Genomic DNA, 21,708 nt, shown 5'->3' on the forward strand with positions numbered 1-21,708 from the left:
AACTATAGTGGTTACAGCTGGTTTCTTTTTCTCTTCACCTTATCCTTTAAGACCATGAAAATTGCCCTCATCGGTGCCACTGGCTTTGTTGGCTCCCGCATCCTCACCGAAGCCCTGCAGCGCGGTCACCACGTAACCGCCCTCGTGCGCGACCCCGCCAAGCTCACCCAGACCTCTGACCACCTGACCGTAGTAACCGGCGACGTAACCCGCGTCGAGGAAACCGCCCGCCAGCTGGCCGGCCACGACGTGGTCATCAACGCCTTCAGCGCGGGCTGGACTAACCCCAACCTTTACCACGACTTCCTGGCAGGCTCCCGCGCCATCGAAGCCGCCACTGTACAGTCGGGCGTGGCGCGGCTGGTAGCCATCGGCGGAGCCGGCAGCCTCTACCTCAACGGCCAGCAGCTGGTCGACGGCCCGGACTTCCCCGCCGACATCAAGCCCGGCGCCCAGGCCGCCCGCGACTACCACAACGAGTTGAAAACCAACGATACCCTCGATTGGACGTTCCTGAGCCCCGCCATCGAGATGCACCCCGGCATCGACACCGGCCGCACCGGCCACTACCGCCTCGGCACCGAAAGCCCGGTCTTCAACGCTGAAGGCCGCAGCATCCTCTCCGGCGAAGACCTGGCCGTAGTGGTCCTCGACGAAGTAGAGCAGCCCAAACACAGCCGCCAGCGGTTCACGGCGGCGTATTAAGGAAGTAGCGCGAACTTTGTAGTTCGCGTCCCCGCGCCGCTGAAACGGAATCGTCCGAACGGCGCGGGGGCGCGAACTACAAAGTTCGCGCTACTACCGGTTCACCGCAGAAACGCAACAAGGCCCGCCGGATTCATCCGGCGGGCCTTGTTGCTACTCGTTAACAGCTAAAACTACACTACCACGTTCACCATGCGGCCGGGCACGACGATGAACTTCTTGGGCTCCTTGCCGTCGGCGAAGCGGGGCAGGAAGTCGGAGGCGCGCACGGCGGCTTCGATATCGGCGGGGGTGGCGGTGGCGGGAAACTGCAGCGTCTCGCGCACCTTGCCGTTGATGGCCACGGGGTAGTTCACGGTGTCTTCCACCAGATACTCCTCCCGGAACTCAGGGTACTGGGCGTGGCTGATGCTGCCGGCCGCGTGGCCGAGCTGCTGCCACAGCTCCTCCGCAAGGTGCGGGGCGTAGGGGGAGAGCAGCAGCACCAGCGGCTCCAGGATGGCGCGCTTGTGGCAGTCGAGGGCCGTCAGCTCGTTCACCGTAATCATCAGGGCGCTGACGGTGGTGTTGAACGAGAACTTCTCGATGTCCTCTTCCACCTTGCGGATGGCCTTGTGCAGGGCCTTCAGCTCCTGGGGCGTTGCGGCCTCGTCGGTTACGGCGAAGGGGCCGTCCTGGGGGTGGTAGAGGCGCCAGAGCTTCTTGAGGAAGCCCGCCACGCCGCTCATGCCGTTGGTGTTCCAGGGCTTGAACTGCTCCAGCGGCCCGAGGAACATCTCGTACAGACGCAGCGCATCGGCCCCGTACCGCTCAATCAGCGTGTCGGGGTTCACCACGTTGTACTTCGACTTCGACATCTTCTCGACTTCCACGCCCACCACGTAGGTGCCGTTGTCTTCGAGGATGAACTCAGCCGTAGCGTACTCCTCGCGCCAGTTTTTGAAGGCTTCCACGTCGAGCACATCGTTCTCCACGATGTTCACGTCCACGTGCAGAGCGGTGGTTTGGTGCTGGTCTTTCTTGCCGGCCGTCACGAACGTGTTGGTGCCGTTGATACGGTACACGAAGTTCGAGCGGCCCAGAATCATGCCCTGGTTGATGAGCTTCTGGAAGGGCTCGGGGGCCGATACCACGCCGAGGTCTTTCAGGAACAGGTGCCAGAAGCGGGAGTAGAGCAGGTGGCCCGTAGCGTGCTCTGCGCCACCCATATATAAATCAACCTGCTGCCAGTACTGCTCGGCTTCTTCGCCCACAAAACGGCCGGCGTTCTGCGGGTCCATGTAGCGGAGGTAGTACCAGCTGGAGCCGGCCCAGCCGGGCATGGTGCTCAGCTCGTACTCGTAGAGGCCCTTGTATTTCCAGTCCTTGGCGCGGCCCAGGGGCGGCTCGCCGGTTTCGGTGGGCTTGTACTCGTCGATTTCCGGGAGCACCAGCGGCAGGTCGGCTTCGGCCACGCCGTAGGCGGTGCCTTCCTTGTAGTAAATCGGGATAGGCTCGCCCCAGTAGCGCTGGCGGCCGAAGATGGCGTCGCGGATGCGGAAGTTGGTTTTGCCCTTGCCGATGCCGCGCTGTTCCAGCTCCCCAATCAGGGTTTGGGTGGCCTGCTGGTAGTTCTGGCCCTGGATGAGGCCGTGCAGGTAGAGGCCGTCCTTGGTCGGGTCGGCCTGCTCGTCAATCTGCTGGGCATCGACCACCTGCACGATGGGCAGGTTGAAGTGCTTGGCGAATACGTAGTCGCGCTGGTCGCCGCTGGGCACGGCCATCACGGCGCCGGTGCCGTAGCCGGCCAGCACGTAATCGGCAATCCAGATCTGGATGGGCTCGTTGCTGAACGGGTTGAGGGCGTAGGAGCCGGTGAAAGCGCCGGAAACCGTCTTGGTATCGGCCATCCGGTCGCGCTCCGAGCGGCGCTTGGTGGCATCGATGTAGTCCTGAATTTCGGCCTGCTGCCCGGCCGTGGTCAGCTCCTTCACCAGCTCATGCTCGGGCGCCAGTACCAGGAACGTGGCCCCGTAAATGGTGTCAACCCGCGTCGTATAAACCTTGATTTGCGCCTGCTCGTGGCCCTGCACCGCAAAAGTGACTTCGGCCCCAATAGATTTGCCAATCCAGTTGCGCTGCATTTCCTTCACGGCGTCGGGCCAGTCGAGGGTGTCGAGGCCCTGGAGGAGGCGGTCGGCGTAGGCAGTGATGCGCAGGTTCCACTGGGGCATCAGGCGGCGCTCCACAGGGAAGCCGCCGCGCTCCGAGAGGCCGTCTTTCACCTCGTCATTGGAGAGCACCGTGCCCAGGCCGGGGCACCAGTTCACGTAGGTGTCCTGCTGGTAGGCCAGGCGGTAGGGGTGCACGGCCTGCAGGCGCTGCTTTTCCGAGAACAGCTTCCACTGGCCCGCCGTGAAGCTGTGGCGCTCCTCGTCGTCGCCGGCCGCCCGGATACCCTCGCTGCCGTTCTGCTCGAACTTTTCGAGCAGGGTTTTCAGCGGCTCGGCCTTGTTGGTGTCGAGGTTGTACCAGCTATTGAACAGCTTGAGGAAAATCCACTGCGTCCATTTGTAATACGCCGGGTCGGAGGTGCGCACCTCGCGGCTCCAGTCGTAGCTGAAACCCAGGGAGTTGAGCTGCCGGATGTAGGTGTCGATGTTCTGCTCCGTCGTGATGGCCGGGTGCTGGCCGGTCTGGATGGCGTACTGCTCGGCGGGCAGGCCAAACGAGTCGAAACCCATGGGATGCAGCACGTTAAAGCCGCGCAGGCGCTTGTAGCGCGACACGATATCGGAGGCAATGTAGCCCAGCGGATGGCCCACGTGCAGCCCCGCCCCGCTGGGGTACGGAAACATGTCGAGCACGTAGTATTTGGGCTTATCGGAGGCGTTGTCGGCCTTGAACGTCTGCTGGTCTTTCCAGTGGGCTTGCCACTTTTTCTCAATATCCTGGGGATGGTAGCCGGGCATGGGCAGTCGGGTATGCAATGAATCGGAACGGGCGAAATTACGCGGAATTGCCGGGAAAACGCCGCCTTCTTCGTTTAGGGCCGACAGGCGGGTAGTAGCGCGAACTTTGCAGTTCGCGCCCCCGCGCCGTTTGGATGGCTATATCGGCTTTGGAGAATGTGGAAATGTTTCCGGCCTTGCCCAGCCCCCGGAAGGATGTAGAGACGCGACACTTCGCGTCTCGGCATTGCTGACGTTATTTAGGCGCACGGTGCGGTGCCAGTCCTTCTGGCCGCCAGCTGAATCGTGCCGCGGCAACCGCTCCGTAGCCCAGGGTTTAAACCCTGGGCTAGTGAAGCAACGGCACTTTGGGCCAACACCCGCGCAACTCCACCGTAAGCACCCGAATCCACCGTAAGCACCCGAAAAATTCCCCAAATTCCGCCCGCCTATGCCCCTGATAGAATACCCCGCCCTGCTGCTGCGCTTCCTGCGCCAACGGTTTGACCTGCGCGACGATACCGCCGACCCGGCCGTCATCGAGGACAGCGTGGAATCGGGCGTTACGTTCCGGGGCACCAATCTGTGGGTGCTCATCTTCGCCATCCTCATTGCCTCAGTGGGGCTCAACGTCAATTCCACGGCCGTTATCATCGGGGCCATGCTGATTTCGCCGCTGATGGGGCCGCTGGTGAGCGTCGGCTACAGCGCCGCCACCAACAACCCCGACCTGCTGCGGCGCGCCGTGAAAAATCTGGGGCTGGCAGTGGTTATCAGCCTGCTTACCTCCACGGTGTACTTCCTGCTGACGCCCTTGAGCGGGGCGCAGTCGGAGCTGCTGGCCCGCACCGAGCCCACCATCTGGGACGTGCTCATTGCTTTGTTTGGGGGGCTGGCCGGGGCCGTGGGCCTCACGCGCCGCGAGAAAAGCAACGTCATTCCCGGCGTGGCCATTGCCACGGCCCTCATGCCGCCGCTGTGCACGGCCGGCTATGGGCTGGCCTCGGGCCACTGGGAGTACGCTTTGGGTGCGTTCTACCTGTTTTCCATCAACTGCGTATTCATCACGCTGGCGGCTTTTCTGGTGATTCGGTTCCTGGGGCTGCCGGCCCACCGGTTTCAGGATGAGGCCCAGGCCCGGCGGGTGCGCCGTCTGATGCTGGCGGCGGCCGTGGTGGTGGCCGGCCCCAGCGTGTGGCTGGGCTACCGCATCGTGCAGCGCTCGGTGTACGCCCACGCCGCCGAGGATTTCGTGGCCAAGGAGCTGAATTTCGCGGGTACTTACGTGGTGACGCGGCAGATTGACCCCCGGCAGCGCACCATAAACGTGCTGCTGGTGGGCCGCCCGGTGGATACACTGCGGCTGGGCGCGGCCCGTCGCGCGCTGGCCCGCTACCGCCTCGGCGGCACCGCGCTGGTGGTGCGCCAGGGCCTGCAGGCCTATGATTCGTTGGATGCCCAGAGTTTGCGCCAGAGCCTGTTGGAAGACGTGCACGCCCGCCAGAGCCAGGCCCAGAGCCGCTACGAGGTGGAACTGAACCGTCTTCTACAGCAACTGGTAGTAGCCGCCCGCCCCGCCCTGCCCGCCCCCGAAGCCCTGCTGCGCGAGGCGCAGGTGGAGCATCCCGCCATCCACCGCCTGACCCTCACGGCACTGCCCCGCCCCGCCATTCCCCGCGACTCGCTCCCCGCCGACACCATGCTAATCGTCAGCATCGAGGCCCGTGACTCGGTGCCGCCGGCGGAGCGGCAGCAGCTGGCCCAGTGGCTGCGCGCCCGCACCAACCGCCCGCAGGTGCAGCTGCTGGTAGCACCCGTAGCCACCCGTCCGGCTTCGCCCGAAGTATCGGCACCCGCCAAGCGCGTGCAGCCTTCGGCCGCTCCCGCCCGCGAAGAAACCCGGCGCAGCAGATAGGAGGGTATACAGGTTTATATCAGGACGTCATGCTGAGCCTGCCGAAGCATCTCTACTGCTTCGTTGCAGTGCTATGCATGCAAAGCGGGAGAGATGCTTCGGCAGGCTCAGCATGACGTTCCAGGGTTTCAGTACGCAGCCGCTTAGCCCGCCACCGGCAGCGTGAAGCAGAAGTGGCTGCCTTGCGCCGGCTCGCTCTCCACCCACAGCCGCCCGCCCTGGGCCTCAATGAACTCGCGCGAAATGCTCAGGCCCAGCCCCGAGCCCCCCTTGTGGCCCGAGGCATTGGGCACCTCCGAGAAGCGCTGGAAAATCCGTTCGTGGTACTCCGGCGCAATGCCCGGGCCGCAGTCCTGCACGCTGATCTGCAGCTCCTGCGGGGCGGCCTGGTGGGCGCGCACGCACAAATCGGCACCGCGGGGGGAGTAGCGGATGGCGTTGGCCAGCAGGTTGATGAGCACCCAGGTGGTCTTTTCCACGTCGGCGCGGGCGGCGGGCAGGCTGGCGGGCAGCTCCAGGCGCAGCTGCAGCTCCTTATCCTCCACCTGCGGGCGCACCGTGTCGATGGCGTAGTTCACCACCTGGGCCAGGGTGATGGGCTGCACGTCGAACTGGATTTCGGCCCCGGCATCCAGCCTGGACACGGCCAGCAGCTGGCCCACCATGCCCAGTAGGCGCTGGGTTTCGTCGCCGATGCCGTCGGCCAGGCGCTGCCGCTCCTCGGGCTCGGTGCGCGCGTCCTGCAGCAGCATCAGGCTGAGCTTGATGCTGGCCAGCGGGGTTTTCAGCTCGTGCGAGATGGTGGCCAGGTAGTTGGACTTCACCTCATCCAGCTTCTTGAAATCCGACACGTTGCGCAGACTCAGGATGTGGCCCACAAACTCGGTGCGGCCGGTTTCGCGGTTGCGGCTCACGATGTGGTTGAGGGTGAGCTGGTAGTAGGCCGTTTCGCCGTCGGGGCGGGCGAAGGTGAGCGTGACGGGGGCCGGCGTGGTGCCGGCCTGGGCGCCTTCCTGGGCCAGCAGGGGCCGGAACAGGGCGTTGAGCAGCTCGGTTTCCTGACTCAGATCCTCGGCCCGACGGCCCACCAAAGCGGCGGCCTCGCGACCCAGCAGCTCCCGAGCCACGGGGTTGGCCAGCAGCACAGTGCGGTCGGGGTCGAGCAGGAGCAGGCCTTCGTCAAGGTGTTCAATCAGGCTTTCCAAACGGCTCCGCTCAGTAGCCAAAGCTGCCCGCGTGACGCTGCGCTGGTCCTGCATGTAGCCAAAGGCGCGGTTCAGGGCCAGGGCCACGGCGCCCACCTCGTCGTTTTTGGCAATGGACACCTGGGTGGCCGGGCCGGGACTGGCCACGTCCTCCACGTCGGCGCGCAGGCGGCGCAGGGGGCGCAGCACGGCCCGGGGGCAGGCGCACCACCAGGCTCAGGCCCACCACCGTGCTCAGCAGCAGCAGCGCCAGCACCGTGCGCCGGGCCCCGCGGGCCGTAGCGGCGGCTTGGTCGGTCTGGCGGTTGAAGGAGCGGGCGTTGAGTTGCATCATGCGGTGGGTGGCGGCCCGCAGCCGGTGCAGCTGGGTTACCTGGGCGGCGGCCGGGGCGCGGTCATCCACCAGGCGCTGGTAGTCGGCCAGCTGCTGGGTGAGGGTGTCCACCAGCTCCAGCTCGCCGGGCTCGGTGATGTTGGCGGCCTCGCGGGTGAGGGCGCGGCGCAGCTGCTGCAGCGGCGGCTGGGCCGTGGGCTGGTCCTGCAGCGCCTCCAGGGCCCGCAGCATCTGCTCGCCGTACTCCACCGAGCGGAAATTAGCCCGCTGAATCCCCCGGGCCCCGCCTTCCAGCCGCTGCAAACTGAAGAACGTGTACCCGCCCAGCCCCAGCAGCAGGACCAGCATCAGCGCAATGCTCAGGCGAATTTTGAGTTTGAGGGACATTATTTGGGGTATGAGGGTGGGCGGGTAAGCGTTTAGGAGTTGTCTGTCATCCTGAGCTTGCGAAGGACCTTATGCCAGTTGCACGATGGTCGTTCAGCAGTTTTTAGCCCGCAGAGGACGCAGAAGGGTGCGCAGAGGGCGCAGAGTCGTTCGGGATAAGTCGTTCTGCTGGCATAAGGTCCTTCGCAAGCTCAGGATGACAGATAAATCCTAAACTCAAACCCTACAGCTCGTACTCCTGCACCTTCCGGTACAGCGTCGTCAGGCCGATGCCGAGGCGGCGGGCGGCTTCGGTTTTGTTGCCCTGGCACTGGTGCAGCACCTGGCGGATGTGGCGGGCTTCCACGGCGCGCAGGCTCTGGTCGGCGGGGTCGGCGTCGGGGCTGAGGGGGGCGGGCAGGGTGTGGAACTCGTCGGGGAGGTAGCCGGCCGAGAGGGGCTGGTCGGTGGGGGCCAGGATGGCGGCGCGCTCCAGCACGTTTTTCAGCTCGCGCACGTTGCCGGGCCACTCGTAGCGCTGCAGCAGCTCCACGCACTCGGGCTCCAGGCCCGGCAGGCGCTTGCGCAGCTGGGCCGCGAAGTGCTGTAGGAAGTGGGCGGCCAGGGCCGGCACGTCGGCGGCCCGGTCGCGGAGGCTGGGCACGTTGAGGGTGAAGACGGAAAGGCGGTAGTAGAGGTCGGGGCGGAAACGGCCTTCGGCGGCTTCCTGCTTGAGGTTGCGGTTGGTGGCGGCCACAATGCGCACGTTCACGCTGGTGGGCTTGGTGTCGCCGAGCTTGGTGAACTGCCGCGTCTCCAGCACCCTGAGGAACTTGGCCTGCACATTTAGCTCCAGCTCCCCGATTTCGTCGAGGAACAGCGTGCCGCCGCTGGCTTCCTCCAGCAGGCCCTTCTTATCGGCCAGCGCGCCCGTAAACGCGCCTTTCTTGTAGCCAAACAGCTCCGATTCCAGCAGATCCTTGGGGAAGGCCGAGCAGTTGACGGCCACGAAGGGCTTGGCTTTCCGCTCACTGGCCTCGTGCAGGGCCTGGGCAAACAGCTCCTTGCCCGCGCCGGTGGGGCCTTCCAACAGCACGGTGCTGTCGGTGGGGGCTACCTGGCGGGCCAGGTCCTGGGCGCGGCGCAGGGCCGGGGCCGTGCCAATCATGCTCTCGAAGCTGAACCGCTGGCTCATGCGCCGCTCCAGCTCGGCCACGCGGTGGCGCAGGCGGGCTTTTTCGGCGGCGCGCTCCACCACCACCACCAGCTGCTGCTCGTAGTCGCCCTTGGTGAGGTAGTCGAAGGCGCCCTGCTTCATGGCTCGCACCCCATCGGGGATGGTGCCGAAGGCGGTGAGCAGCACGATTTCGCAGTCAGGGGCCTTGGCGCGGTAGCGTGGCATTAGGTCCACGCCGTGGCCGTCGGGGAGCTTCACGTCGGAAATGACCACCAGCACCTCGCGGGCGTGCTGCTGGAGCAGCTCCAGGCCGCGGCTGGCATCGGGGGCCTGCAGCACGGTGTAGCCTTCCAGCTCCAGCACCCGCGCCAAGAGTTGGCGCAGGCGGGCTTCGTCGTCAATCAGGAGCAGGGTACCGGTGGGCATTGGGAGAAGATTGAATTACGTTGTAGTTGTTTTGAAGATGTCTGCAATGCTTTGACCTGAAACAGGTTGCCAATACACACCATCGAATGCCTGATGACTTAGGCTGATTTTATTAAAATCTAGGTTCATTTTTCCACAAGGATGTTTAGCTAACCAATGAGGTGCAACGTCAACATTGGAAGGAAAGACACTTGTTACAAAGATGCCACTGACACGCGTCTTAGTCGGGTGTGAACCCGAATAAAACACTCCGTTCTTAGCACGCTCTTTCTTCAAAATGGGGCTATCTATATCAGTAGACCACGAGTCAACCAGAGAGCCCAAAAGAGCATTTTCTACTCCGGTATTAGTGATGCCAAGACGGCTAAATGCATTTATGCATATCAGATAGGGTTTATCTAGTTCTCCGTAACGGGATGCCTTCTTATGCACGGCATTCTTAATTAAATCTTCTTCGGAGTATCCCCAGCTGCTACCGCCTGGTAGCGCGCCAATAGTTGGTGTTGATTCTTTTTGAGAGAGTTCCGATGATTTTGGAAAGAGTCTTACGACTAATTTAACATCATCTCTATCGAGTACTAGCGGTGCTATACGTCCCCAATCTGATAACTGAATATTTGCTGCGGTAGTATCTGAAATGTATTTAGGTATCTTTTTTTCAAGATATTCAATTATTGTTTTGCTGCTAGGCTGTCGAATGCTCTTTATCTTCAGCTTGTCAATTAAAAGCCAATAGTTAGGGATATCTAGTTTCGACAAAGCATCATAAATGGCATTGATCTTTCTGTTGGAGGATGCTTCAGCTTCAGAGGTGTCATTTGCTTCTTTTGCTTCAATATAAAAACTTATATCATCCTTTTCTGCAAGGAAATCTGGTGCTTTTCTAGTTCCTTGGATTTGAGGATGCGGCGTAAGTAAAAATCCTTGTTTCGTGAATAGTTGATATATAAACAGCTCGAAGAAAGCAGGCGAAAATGATTTTTTGAATCTTGATTTTAGATCTGATTTTTCACTATCAGGGTAACTGTCAAACCACTCATTGATGGTATTTCTAACTTTAGCAAATTCAGGTTTTGCGCTCCTGTCATAAAAATCAAAGAGGTCATCTAAGTGATTAGCAAATTTTAAATCTGTTCGCTCTTTATCATCGAAAATCTTCATGTCTTGTAATTGATTAGTTGTTAAATATTTAGATAAATTTAAGAGAGGAGTAAATCGCTCTAACTCCCCCGAATCTCTTCCTTCAAGTGTTCCACAAACCTAACAAACTCCGGCTCGGCTTCCACGTTTTCGTGCCAGGCGAGGCCCATTTCGGCGAGGTTGTACTGGTGCTGGGGGCTGATGGTGGCGCCGGGCAGCAGCTGGCCCGCGGCGTTGCGCTCCTGGCCCAGTAGCCAGAGCCGGTCGGAGAGGGCGGTGGTGGTGGCCAGGTCGTGGGAGACGATGACCACGGTGTTGAGCTCGTCGAGGGTGGTGACTTCGAGGATGATTTTGCGCACCTCGTCAATCATGGCCACGTCGAGGCCGGAGAAGGGCTCGTCGAGCAGGATGAGATGGTCGGAGCAGAGCAGCTGCTGGGCAATGGCGGCGCGCTGGCGCTGTCCACCCGAGAGGTGGGCCGGGTATTTGGCGCGGTGGGGCGTGAGCTGGAACCGCTCCAGGTATTCTTCGGCCTGGCGGCAGGCCTCGGCGGGGTCGGGGTAGCGGCGGGCGGCGGCCACCAGCAGGTTGTCGAGCAGGGTGCGGTGGTTGAACAGCGGGTAGTGCTGCTGCACGAAGCCCACCGCGCCGGGCGTGGCCGGCTGCTGCGCCTCACCCACCAGCACCTCGCCGCTACTGGGGGCCAGCAGCCCCGCCATCAGCCGGCACAGCACCGACTTGCCCATGCCCGAGCGGCCGTAGAAGCCCACCACCTGGCCCTGGCTCATGCCCGGCCGGCACACATCCAGCACCTGCGCCGAAATATCGCGCAGAATAGTTTCCCCGTTCAGCGTCAGCGACACATTGTCGAGGGTGAGCACGGGGGATTTGTAGGAGTAGGGAGTCATGGGGATAGGGTGCTTGCTGGTTTATTAGAACGTCATTCCGAGCTTGCCGAGGAATCTCGCGTGCTGACGTTGTGGTGGTAATTCGATGAGTAGGAAAGGCTCTATGCCTAGCTTGGGGCTAGGATAGATACTTTGGCAACGTCAGCACGCGAGATTCCTCGACTTCGGCTCCGCCTTCGCTCGGAATGACGTTCATTTGAAAGTACCGCCTGTTTACTGCCCATTCACCGCGCCGCCGCCAGGCTGGCGTAGGGGAAGAACACGCGGCGCAGCAGGCCGAAAACATAGTCCTGGGCGGCGCCGGCGGCCAGGATGACGAGCTGGATGGCCACTACGCCGTCGAGGTGGAGGTAGCGGTTTTGCTTGTAGAGCAGCAAGCCGATGCCGCCTTCCGATTGGTAGAGGGTTTCCACCAGCGTTATCATCGTCCAGATGATGGCGAAGTTCTGGCGCACCACTTCCAGCATATCGGCCAGCTTGCCCAGCACCACCACTTCCCAGAAGCTGCGCCACTCGCCCAAACCCAGGGTGCGGGCGTGGTCCAGCTCCTGCTGGGTGGTGCCGAGCATCACGGCCGTCATGCCCGTGACCAAGTACACGGTGGTGGCGAAGGTGAGCACCGAGAGCTTCACCTCGTGGCCCGAGCTGACCAGCAGCGCCACGAAAAACGTGAGGCCGGTGAGGGTGAGGTAGCGCATCTTGGAAGCCGCGTAGGCTAGCGGCCGGAAGAAGGGCAGGGCCGTGAGGTAGGAAATCAGGAGCGCCAGCACCGTGGCCATGCCCAGGGCCTGCAGGGCCGTCGTCATGCTGGCCCACAGCTCCGGCATCAGGCCCTGGGTGGTGGTCAGGTCCGCGAGGGCGCGCAGCACGTCACCGAGGGAGGGGAACAGCTGCAGCGGGTAAAACAGCCACAGCAGCAGCAGCAGCCCCGCCTGCCCGGCCGCCATCAGGGCAAACGTGGTGCGCGGCGGCCGGGCGTTGGGGAGGAAGAGGGATTTCATGATACAATGAGTGAATGGGTGAATGAGCGAATGAGTGAAGTGTCATCCTGAGGCGGTAGCCGAAGGACCTTTTCACGGGCGGACGTCATTTCCCGCAGAGGTCCGCAGAGGAATGCGCAGAGGTTCGCGGAGGTCGTGCAACTGCCATTAGGTCCTTCGCAGGCTCAGGATGACACTTCACTCATTCACTCACTCTCTCATTCGCCGCTAGTTGCCCAGCACGATTTCCACGCGGCGGTTGCGGGCTTTGCCTTCGGGGGTGGTGTTGGGGGCCACGGGCTCCTGGGCGCCGTGGGCGTAGGTTTGGACGCGGCCGGCGGGGAAGGCGCTGGCGCTGCGCTGTTCCAGCCACTGGCGCACGGCTTCGGCGCGGTCCTGGCTGAGCTGCTGGTTGCGCTGGGCGTCGCCCACGTTGTCGGTGTGACCGTGCACGGCTACTTTCAGGCGGCCGGCCACGACCAGGTCGTTGAAGAGTTGGTCGAGCTGCTGCTCGGCGGCGGGCGTGAAGGTGCGCTGGCCGGTGTGGAACTCAATGTTCCAGGCCCGGCGGCTCACGCTCTGGCGGATTTCGTCATCGGCGGCAAACTGCTGCTGCTCGGCCGGGGCCAGGTTTTTGCCGCGGTATTTGTCCTGCAGCTTGCGCAGCGGGGCGAGGTCCAGCATCTGGTCGAGGGGTACGTAGCTGGGCAGTTCCTTGGGGTAGAGCTGGTGCTGCACGTCGCCGAAGGTTTTGTACACGGCGGCGTAGATGTTGGTGCCGCCTTCGTTCAGGCCAAACAGGGCCAGGTTATCGGCGAAGTTGAAGGCCTTGGAGCCGCCCAGCTCCACCACCTCGCCGTTGCGGTCGGCCTCGCTCACGCCCTTGTAGTAGCGCAGCCAGTAGCTGCCGGGCTTGTCCTTATCGCCGTACACGGAGGCCGAAATATCGGCGGCGCGGCTCAGGGCCTCGGGGTGCGATTTTACCTGGTCGCCGGCCACGGCCAGGGCCGTCATCAGGGCTTCCACTTCCTTCGGGTGAGCGTCGTACCAGCGCTTGGTGGTCACCATGATGTTGGGCATCTGGTTGCTGTAGTCCTTGGTGCTCACGATGTTCACGAGGCCGCCTTTCTGCTTGGCAATGTTCACGTCGCCGGGTGTCCAGGTGGCTACGGCGTCGGCCACCACGTCCACTTTCACGCCCGTGTTCTTGCCTTTTACCACTTTCACGCGCTGCTCGGGCTTGCCGATGATGTATTTCTCGGCGGCTACCAGGAAGTCGGAGGCGGCCATGAAGTTCACGGCCTCGGGGTCGTAGGTGGTTTCGTCGGGATTGACTTTCAAGCCGTTGTCGGCGCACCATTTCAGGGCAATGTTCTGGTCCCCGTCGCGCAGGTAGCAGGCCACGGTTTTGCCCAGGGCAGCTTTGGGGTTATCGAGCCACTCCTTGGGGCCCATCAGCTTGTCTTCGCCGAAGCTCTTGCCCACCGAGTAGGGAATGATTTGCAGACCGGTGCCGGCCTTTTCCAGCTGGGGCTGCACCGCCGAGAAGGCCGGCAGGCCGTCGCCCATGATGCTCACCAGCAGGCCCGGCGTTTCGGGGTTGCTTTGCAGGTCGAGGGCGTTTTTCACCAGGTCGGCCTGCATTTTGGCCACATCGTCCTGGCGCACAATCTGCATGTCCAGGCCACCGGCGGCCAGGCTGGAGCCCTGGGTGGTGCGGGGGCCGCCGTTGGCCAGCATGCCGGCCATCTGCGAGTTCCAGGCCATTACTTCCCACACCAGCGGGCTGCCCTTACCGGCGGGCGTTTCAGAAGGCAGCGGGGCCAGCGGCACCGCCACGTTGGTGCGCGAGCCGCCGGCGCTGCTCGGCAGCTCAATGGAGCTCAGCAGCACCGATTCGGTGGCGGCTTTCTTGAACAGCACCCCGCTCTGCACGAGCTTGTTGATGCCGAAGTACAGCAGCGTTGCCAGCAGAACGCCTAGTACCAGTTTACCACGGGTTGTCATTGTCGTTGTTCGTTTTGGGTTGGTTGTTTTTCGTTGTTGTTCCGGCACGCGGCTCCCGGGTCCCAGGGCTGAAGCCCTGGGCTAGTTAGCGGGAATGTTGAGGCGTGAGCGGGCATTTGAGGCGCTGCGTAGCCCAGGGCTTCAGCCCTGGGAGGCCTGGGGTCCGGCCGTTTTTAACGCTAGTCGCCTCACCCCAACCCCTCTCCGAAAAGGGAGAGGGGCTCTAGCTTTTAGTTTTCTAGTGGTTGTTCTGGTGGGTTTACCACCCCGCCCTTCGGGCACCCCTCCTTGAAAAAAGGAGGGGAATTTGTAGCTGTAGCTTTCGTATTTTCCCTAATCCCTAATCCCTAATCCAGCAGACTGCGGTAGGCGTCGTTGGTGGCGGTGCGCTGCTGGGCGGGCGTGGTGGGGGCGGGCTTTTCGTCGAGCAGGGCGTTGAAGTCGCCTTTCTGGTATTTCTCCAGCAGGCGCTGGCCCTTCTCGCTCATCACGCCGTTCTGAATGTCCATTTCCTTCACGAACTCTTGGCTGTAGCGCATGGCCTGCTTGATCTGGCCGAGCTGCTGGGCCATGTCCTGGGCCACGCGGTCGGTGGCCAGGTCGAAGAAGTACTTCTTGTCCGGGTCGCCGCGCAGGATGTTCATGGCGGCCCGCATACCCGAGCTGGTGCGCTTCACCAGCTGGTATTCGTCCTTGAGCAGGTTCACCTTGAACTTGCTGCCGTCAATCTGGCGCAAAGCGGCTTTCAGAATCTGGCGCATCACTAGGCTCACGTTCTGGGTGGTGGTGGCCATGGGCTGCAGGCGCTGGTTGTAGTCTTGGAGCTGGGCGGCGCGGGAGGCGTACTGCTCGGCGGCGTCGGGCTCGCGCTGGCGGGTGGCAGCGTCGGCCAGGGCCAGGTACTCGCGCATCTGCAGGGTGTTGGCTTCCAGCTTACGCTTCACCAGCTCGTGGGCGCCCTCCACGTGGCCCACTTCCTCCTCCATCTTGCGGGCCTCCTGGGAGGTGCTGCGGATGTAGTCCTCCATGATGCCGATGGGGTCGGTGTTGACGAAGATGCCGGCCGCCGTGCGGAAGATGCGCTGCCCGGCGTACCACAGCCCCGCCTTCACGCGGGGGCTCGTCAGTACCATCCAGGCCGCCAGCAGCACGCCCAGCCCGATGCCCAGCTTCACGGTGTCGAACACCATGTCGACCAGGAACGGCACGATGGTGCCCCAGCAGTACACACCGGCCCCGGCCAGCCCGGCCAGAAACACCCAGCCGGCTACTTTTTCGGGCTGCTGCCACTTGGGCAGCTCGCCGGTTTTGAAATCGGGAGTGGAAAGAGAGTTCATCGGTGAAATGGTGAAGTGGTGAGTGAGGGAACGGCCGCGCTCCGGTCCGGCGGCTGCCAGCCGTCGGGCCGGTTGCTGTAAGCTGACGGGGCAGCCGCGTGGTGCTGATGGCGTCGTGCGGGCGTGGTTGTTCGGGCGGCAACCGGCCCGGTGGCTTTCAGCCCGCTTTATTTCAGCAGAAAGGCGTGCACGGCTTGCTGGTGGGCTTTGAGCTCGGCCGAGGCGGTGGCGTGGGCCAGCTCGTAGGAGGCCAGGGCAGCGGTGGCTTTCAGCAGCTGCTCCTGCAGCTGCTGGCGCACTGCTTGTAGGCGCTGCTGGGCTTCTTCCAGCTGCCGGGCCAGGTCGGCGAGGCCGGTTTGCAGCTGCTGTTCCTGCTGCTGCAGCTGCACCAGGGGGCTGAGCGGCACGTTCGGAATCCGGATTTCGCCCACCTTCTCGCGGTGCCGCTCCAGAATGCTGTTGCGGTCCGAGGTCAGCTTCAGTTCAAACTGCTCGGCCGATTTGAGCAACGCCGGCAAATCCAGGCTGGTGACGGCGGCAAAGGCGTTGAAGGCGGTCTGGTACAGAATCGGGCCCGAGAGGCCGCTGGCCTGCAGACTGGTCACTATTTTGGTGAAGGCCATGAAGTCCTTGCCGTCACCGGAAAGCAGCTGCCGGATGTGGTCGAGGTGGCGCTGCTCAGGCTGGGTCAGGAGCGGGGCCGCGGCGGTGGCGGCCCCGCTGCCCAGCGGAAACAGGGCCGGCTGGCCCGGCAGGGCCCGGACAGCCACTGCGGCTACCGAGGGGCCGCCCGGGGAAGCTTCCTCAATGAAGAAGTCTTTGGCGGCTTTTGTGATGGAATCGAAGAGCGGCATGGTTGGCGGCGTTTAGGAGGATGAATGCCTATTGCCAAACCGGATGCCGCCAACTGTCTGCTTGGATTAAATTATATATAAGTTGTTGTTAATCAGTAAATAAAATAAAAAAGAGCCAACGCGTATGCGTTGGCTCTTTCGTTGCACCCTATCAAAACGGAAGGGTGAAAATCCGGAATGGTAGGCCGGGTGGAAGCTTATGGGGAGGTGTTCAGCATGAAAAACCCGCTGTTTCTTACTGCAGATTCCAGGTTTTGGCGCGGTCCTCGGTGAAGGCGGCCAGGATCAAGCTGCCCTCGGGCTGAAACTGCACGAAGCGGGTGCGGCCCTTGCCCTGGCAGGTGAAGATCAGCTGCTTTTCGGGCGGGCTCCACACGGAGGTAAGGCCGGTGGGGCTGCCCAGCAGCACTAGCTGGGCGTCTTCGTCGAAGGCAATGGCTACGGCGGGCTGCTCCAGCGGCTGGGAGTGGGGCGGGGTGCTGGTGCCGGGGTGCCAGCTGCGAAACTCCGGCGTACCGGCCACCGCCAGCAAACTGTCGCGTCCGAAGCTGAGGCCCTGCACGGGGGTACGGAACAGGGCCATTTGTTGGTGCGTGCGCGTCTTGAGGTCCTGCACCAGCACTGTGCCCGTTTCGAAGCCGGTGGCCAGGCGGGTGCCGTCGGTGCTGAAGCTCAGGGCCGTGATGTCGCCCACCACGGGGCCGTTGAACTCCAGCTCCGCGGGCTCGGCGGTAGGGTAGCGCAGGTTCCAGAGCCAGCGGCGGGTGCGGGAAGCCAGCAGGGCCTGCTGGCCGTCGGGCGAAAACAGCACCTGCGTGATGCCGGCCGGGGCCTGCCAGCGGGCCAGCGTAGTGAGGGTTTCGGGGTTCCAGGCGTGGGCCTGGCCACTGGCATCCACGCTTACCACCGTATCGAGACGGGGCGAGAAGGCGAAGGCCACCACCGGCTGCTGGTGGCCCCGGTAGGTGCGCAGTAGCAGGCCGGTACCAGTCTGGAACACTGCTACCTGGCTGGTGCCCCCGCTTACGCCCACCAGCCGGCCGTTGCGGCTGAAACCGGTGAGCGAGCCGGAGCCCTCGGGCATCACAAATTCGCGGCGGGGCGTAGGCAGGGCTTCGGGCCCTAGTACCCAGCTCAGCAGAAGCAAAGCAAAAAGCCGAACCATCGTCTTAGCGCATCACGGTGAATACCTTGGATTCCGAACCCGCAGGCACGGTCAGCTCCACGCTTTTCAGGAGCAGGGCGTCGTTTTTCAGCTCCAAAGCCGGCGTGCCGTACACCACTTTGCCGAAGTTGTTGCGCAGCTGCTCGGCATCGCGCGGGGCCACTTTGATGAAGAACGGCCCGGCAAACAGCTTGGAGCTGACCTGGTACATCTCCGTATCGGGGTTGTAGCTGGCCAGGCTGAAGGTCTGCCAGTCGGCGCTCTGGGGGAAGGCGGCCAGCATCTTGGCGCGGGCGTCCTGCTTGAACTCTTCCCAGCGCTTGAGCTTCTGGGCCATGCGCTTCTGGTAGTCCTCGGTTTTCTCAAACTCGCCCTTCTTCTCCCACTTTTCCAGCTGCGTATCGGCGTAGGCCGACACCCGGTCGAAGGTGGAGGGCACCCGCCAGATTTTCAGGGACCCGTCGCGGCTTACGCTGGCCAGCTGGCGGCCGTCGGGGCTGAAGACGAGGGTTTCTACCTCGGCCGTGTGGGCATCACCCGATACGTCGCGCACCAGAATACCGGTAGCCATGTCCCAGACTTTCACTTTCCGGTCGCCGCCGCAGGTGGCAATCAGCTGGCCGTCGGGGCTGAAGGTGGTGCCCCACACGTCGGAGAGGTGGGCCGGCACCACGGCCACGGCCTGGCGGGTGCTCACGTCCCAGATGCGCGCCGTGTTGTCCCAGGCCCCGCTCACCACATAGCGGCCATTGGGCGAGAAGCGGGCATCCCACACCTCATCGGTGTGGCCATTGAGCACGTATTTCTGCTGCCAGGTCTGGGTATCCCAGCCGCGCACCGTCCGGTCGCCGCTGGCCGTGAGCAGCTCCGCGCCGTTGGGGCTGAAGGCTACCGACGTTATGTTGTTGGAGCGGCCCTTGTTGGTGCGGTTTTTCTCGTAGGCGGCCGTGGAAGCCACGGCGGCGGCTTTCTGGCCGGTGAGGGTGGCCACCTTCACGCCGCTGAAGGTTTCCCACACGATGGACTGGCCGTCCCAGCCGGCGCTGGCCACCAGCTTGCTGTCGGGGCTGAAGGCCACGTCGCGCACGTAGTCGGTGTGTTCGGTGTTTTTGCGCAGGATTTCGCCCGTAATGGCATCCCACAGAATCAGGGCCTTATCTACGCCGCCCGAGGCAATGTAGCGGCCGTTGGGGCTGAACTTCACCGTCACCACGTCGTCGGTGTGGCCGTGCAGCACCATGGCCTGCTTGCCGGTTTCGGCGTCCCACACCACAATATCGCGCCCCAGACCGCCGGTTACCAGGCGCTTGCCGTCGGGGCTGTAGTCTACGGCCAGCAGGGCGGCGGGCGTCTGAATGCTTTGCACCAGGTTGGGCGTCACGGGGCCGGTATCGGGGTCGGAGGCGGCGTGGGTCAGCGGAGCCATCAGGCCCAGCGCGAGTAAAGAAGCTTTCATACGGGGGATGTAGAAAAATAAAATGAGAGCAACGGAGAGCAGAAGGAGACCCTAGTACACACCGCCAATGGTGCGGTCGGGGAGGGTTGGCAGCGCCGGCAGGGCTTGCGGCGCACGCAGGGGCAGCGAAGTGGTATCGGTGAGGGTGGCCAGAAAAGTCGTCAGGTCCTGCACCTCAGCCTCTCTGAGTGGGTGGGTTGTGGCCTGCAGGTGAAAGGCATCGGTGAAGGCGGCGGCCAGGGTGAGGTGCTGGCCCCGGGCCCCGTAGGGCGGCGTGACGGCCACATTGCGCAGACCGAGCGTTTTGAGCAGCAAACCGGCCTGCACCAAGTGCAGCTGGTCGTCGCGGAAGGCGGGGGCGGGGTGGCAGCGGCCGCACTCGGCGGCCGTGAACACGCGCAGGCCGCGCAGGGCCGGCTCGGGCAGGGCGGCCTGGCCCCGCTGGAACTGGTCGAAGGGGCTGTTGCGGGCCTGCTGGCTGCTGAGGAAGGCAATCAGGGCCTGGTTGATGGTGGCCTCGCCGATGGGGGCGGCAAACGCCTGGCGGAAGCGGCGGCGGTACTCGCGGCTCTGGCTGAGCTGCCGGGCCACGGCGGCGTAGGTGGTGTTGAACTCGCGCGGGTTGGTCACCACGCTTTCAATCACCTCCGACAGGCTGCCGGCCCGGCCATCGTGGAAAAACCGGCGCTGGTCGGTGGCGTTGAGCAGGGTGGGCGTGTTGCGCTCCAGGCTGGCCGCCAGCCGGAACGCCCGGGCCGTGGACCGGTGGTCGGTGTAGGCTTTCTGGGGGCGGTGGCAGGAGGCGCAGCTGCGCTTGCCGTTGGCCGACAGCGCCGGCTCGTAGAACAGCAGCCAGCCCAGCTCCTGCTGCTGCCGGAGCGGGCGCGCGGGCCGGGCCGCCAGCGCGGTTTCGGCAACCGGCCGCATACTCCAGAGCACCCATAAAATACTGTAGCAAATCAACACCGCGTACGTCCGTTGGTAGGTTCCAGCTGCTTCAGGAGCAGGTAGATGAGTAACCAACTGTCGGGCTTAGCGGATGGAAGCCGGATTGCGAACCAGACAAAAAAAGATAAAATTCTATAGTAAGTTATTTGCGGACTTGCTTAGGTTATATAACCCGCTGTATTCGGCCGAAAAAGCGAAAAAACGTCTTTCCAACGGAGGGAAAACGGGGTTTCAATTTGGTGCCGAAGTGCCGGATTTATCCAACTTCCGGAAACGGCCGCAGCCGGTAGATGCGTAAACGGCCTCAGTCAGCCAGTGGGTCGCGCCCGTCCCAGGTGCCCTCCGTCCCGAGCACCCGAAACCGGGCAAACATCTCCTCCCCGTACCAGTCCTCCTGGCGGGTAAGGCGAATCACTTCCTTATGCTTTTCGCTGCGGTAGGCGTAGTCCTGCATGGCCCGCGCCGACTCCCACAGGCTCACCGTAGCCTGGCGCACCACCGGCAGCTCGCCCAGCCCGATGGCGGCGCGCACGCCTGGGGCCCCGGCAATGGTGGCACTTACCGGGGCCACGTAGCGCCAGAAGCGCGGCGTTTTGCGCAGCCGGATGGACGCCCGCGTGAGCACCAGCAGGGGCCCGTCGGCGGCTTCGGTTTCGTAGTCGAAGGGGTTCATGCCGTCCCAGAGTCCGTGGGCTTTGAGCGGGGCCAGCCGCGCCGTCCAGATTTCGCGGGTGCGCTGCCGGTACTGCTGCCACAGCGGGTGCCCGTCGAAAAACGCCCCGGCCGCTTCCTCCGAGTCCCACACGGCCATCAGCCCGTAGCGGTGCAGGTTGGGCAACGCCCCGAAGCCGCCCGCCCCGCTGCCCAGCAGCTTCTGAAACCGCAGGCCCGGCACGCGCTGCAACGGCCCCTGGGCGGTGCCCATCTGCGCAAAGCCCCAGCGCCGCTGGTTGGGGAGCAGGGTAATGATGGAGAGGGTAGTAAGAGGCAAGGGGCGGATTTAGAGCTAGAGTAGGGATTGGTAAGGTGGCAACTGCCATTCAGAACGTCATGCTGAGCGAAGCCGGAGGCGTAGTCGAAGCATCTCTACCGCTTCGTTGAATACTGCTGCAACGAAGCGGTAGAGATGCTTCGGCAAGCTCAGCATGACGTTCTAACATGATGGCAACAACGCCAAAACAACAAAAAAGGCCCGGAATTGCTTCCGGGCCTTTTGCGAATCGGTAGGTGAAGCCTACTTCACTTCAACTTTGGCGTGCTCGTTTACGTCGTCGGAAGTGCTCCGCTCGCCGGTGGCCAGGGCCTTCACGTAGGCCGCGGCCTGGGTGAGGAGGCTGCTGGGGGTGTCCCAGTACTCGCCTTTCTCAATCTGCACTTTCAGGATGTAGATGCTCTCGTCGTCCTTGCCTTTGGGGAACCAGGCGCGCATCGGCTCGCTCCAGAGCTGGTCGATTTCGGCCTGGTTGCGGTAGGCGTTGGCGCGGCCCGATACCGACACGTACACGTTGCTGTCGGGGTTGGCGTAGCTCAGGTTCACGTGGCTGTCTTTCTTTACCTCGTACACCTTGGCTGAGTCTTTGTCGGTCAGGAACACCAGGGCGCTGCTGCCGTCGGGCTTTTGGGTGAACATGGGACGGCTGCGCAGGCTGCCGTCTTCGTCCTGGGTGGTGAGCATGGCAATGCGCACATCCTTGATTTTTTCGAGCAGGGTGGAGAGGTCGTTGGTTACGGGCGTTTGGTTAGCCATGGTAGGGTAGGAATGGGGAAAGAATCAGATGAACAACGGCGGGCGTATTCCGGGGAGCCGGGCCGGCCGCTCTGCCCTTTCTTACGGCCCGTCCGGGCCCCGGGTTGG

General features: G+C 63.1%; 17 protein-coding genes. 2 read left to right on the top strand and 15 right to left on the bottom strand.

The features are described 5' to 3' along the window. Positions 1-54 precede the first annotated feature (54 nt). The gene (locus N008_RS16710) at positions 55-705 is read left to right on the top strand and encodes an NAD(P)-dependent oxidoreductase (RefSeq protein ID WP_044017545.1); all 651 of its coding nucleotides are present in this window, start codon (positions 55-57) and stop codon (positions 703-705) included. Positions 706-878: 173 nt separating this feature from the next. Here the strand turns inward: N008_RS16710 and leuS are convergent, their stop codons facing one another. Further along, positions 879-3,656, bottom strand: coding sequence for a leucine--tRNA ligase (gene leuS / locus N008_RS16715; protein ID WP_044017546.1), 2,778 nt, complete (start codon positions 3,654-3,656; stop codon positions 879-881). 430 nt (positions 3,657-4,086) lie between these two features. On the opposite strand from leuS, the gene N008_RS16720 reads away from it, so the two are divergent. Then, positions 4,087-5,550: a DUF389 domain-containing protein gene (locus N008_RS16720; protein ID WP_052381656.1), complete on the top strand. Its 1,464-nt coding sequence runs from the start codon at positions 4,087-4,089 to the stop codon at positions 5,548-5,550. A 143-nt stretch (positions 5,551-5,693) separates the two neighbouring features. Here N008_RS16720 and N008_RS16725 read toward each other — a convergent pair whose 3' ends face one another. From N008_RS16725 to N008_RS16785, 14 genes are all read right to left on the bottom strand, one after another. Continuing rightward, positions 5,694-6,809, bottom strand: a complete 1,116-nt coding sequence (locus tag N008_RS16725; protein WP_231569829.1) for a sensor histidine kinase — start codon at positions 6,807-6,809, stop codon at positions 5,694-5,696. Beyond that, positions 6,766-7,476 (bottom strand): hypothetical protein, encoded by a 711-nt coding sequence (locus tag N008_RS23870; RefSeq protein WP_044017548.1) that lies wholly within the window; start codon positions 7,474-7,476, stop codon positions 6,766-6,768. The genes N008_RS16725 and N008_RS23870 overlap by 44 nt, the downstream gene beginning before the upstream one ends. 223 nt (positions 7,477-7,699) lie before the next feature. After that, on the bottom strand, positions 7,700-9,058 hold the full coding sequence (locus tag N008_RS16735; protein WP_044017549.1) for a sigma-54-dependent transcriptional regulator: 1,359 nt from the start codon (positions 9,056-9,058) through the stop codon (positions 7,700-7,702). Between the two features lie 15 nt (positions 9,059-9,073). Then, a complete protein-coding gene (locus N008_RS23275) occupies positions 9,074-10,219 on the bottom strand; it encodes a hypothetical protein (protein ID WP_156109364.1) in 1,146 nt (381 codons plus the stop codon). 59 nt (positions 10,220-10,278) lie between these two features. Further along, positions 10,279-11,106, bottom strand: coding sequence for an ATP-binding cassette domain-containing protein (locus tag N008_RS16740; protein ID WP_044017550.1), 828 nt, complete (start codon positions 11,104-11,106; stop codon positions 10,279-10,281). A gap of 224 nt (positions 11,107-11,330) precedes the next feature. Continuing rightward, positions 11,331-12,107 carry an ABC transporter permease gene (locus N008_RS16745; protein ID WP_044017551.1) on the bottom strand — a complete coding sequence of 259 codons (777 nt, stop codon included), beginning with the start codon at positions 12,105-12,107 and terminating at the stop codon, positions 11,331-11,333. A 207-nt stretch (positions 12,108-12,314) separates the two neighbouring features. Continuing rightward, a complete protein-coding gene (locus tag N008_RS21805; protein WP_052381657.1) occupies positions 12,315-14,093 on the bottom strand; it encodes an OmpA family protein in 1,779 nt (592 codons plus the stop codon). A gap of 347 nt (positions 14,094-14,440) precedes the next feature. Next, positions 14,441-15,430, bottom strand: coding sequence for a hypothetical protein (locus tag N008_RS16755; protein ID WP_044017552.1), 990 nt, complete (start codon positions 15,428-15,430; stop codon positions 14,441-14,443). 167 nt (positions 15,431-15,597) lie between these two features. Further along, a complete protein-coding gene (locus N008_RS16760) occupies positions 15,598-16,284 on the bottom strand; it encodes a hypothetical protein (RefSeq protein WP_044017553.1) in 687 nt (228 codons plus the stop codon). Between the two features lie 235 nt (positions 16,285-16,519). After that, positions 16,520-17,431, bottom strand: a complete 912-nt coding sequence (locus N008_RS16765) for a WD40 repeat domain-containing protein (RefSeq protein WP_044017554.1) — start codon at positions 17,429-17,431, stop codon at positions 16,520-16,522. Between the two features lie 22 nt (positions 17,432-17,453). Next, on the bottom strand, positions 17,454-18,905 hold the full coding sequence (locus N008_RS16770) for a WD40 repeat domain-containing protein (RefSeq protein ID WP_044017555.1): 1,452 nt from the start codon (positions 18,903-18,905) through the stop codon (positions 17,454-17,456). A gap of 51 nt (positions 18,906-18,956) precedes the next feature. Next, entirely contained in the window at positions 18,957-19,832 is an 876-nt protein-coding gene (locus N008_RS16775) for a cytochrome-c peroxidase (protein ID WP_044017556.1), read from the bottom strand. Between the two features lie 325 nt (positions 19,833-20,157). Then, positions 20,158-20,844, bottom strand: a complete 687-nt coding sequence (locus tag N008_RS16780) for a hypothetical protein (RefSeq protein WP_044017557.1) — start codon at positions 20,842-20,844, stop codon at positions 20,158-20,160. A 243-nt stretch (positions 20,845-21,087) separates the two neighbouring features. Next, positions 21,088-21,600: a pyridoxamine 5'-phosphate oxidase family protein gene (locus N008_RS16785; RefSeq protein WP_044017558.1), complete on the bottom strand. Its 513-nt coding sequence runs from the start codon at positions 21,598-21,600 to the stop codon at positions 21,088-21,090. Between the last annotated feature and the right edge of the window lie 108 nt (positions 21,601-21,708).

This window comes from Hymenobacter sp. APR13 (assembly GCF_000737515.1).
In the GTDB taxonomy this organism is placed as follows: Bacteria; Bacteroidota; Bacteroidia; order Cytophagales; family Hymenobacteraceae; genus Hymenobacter.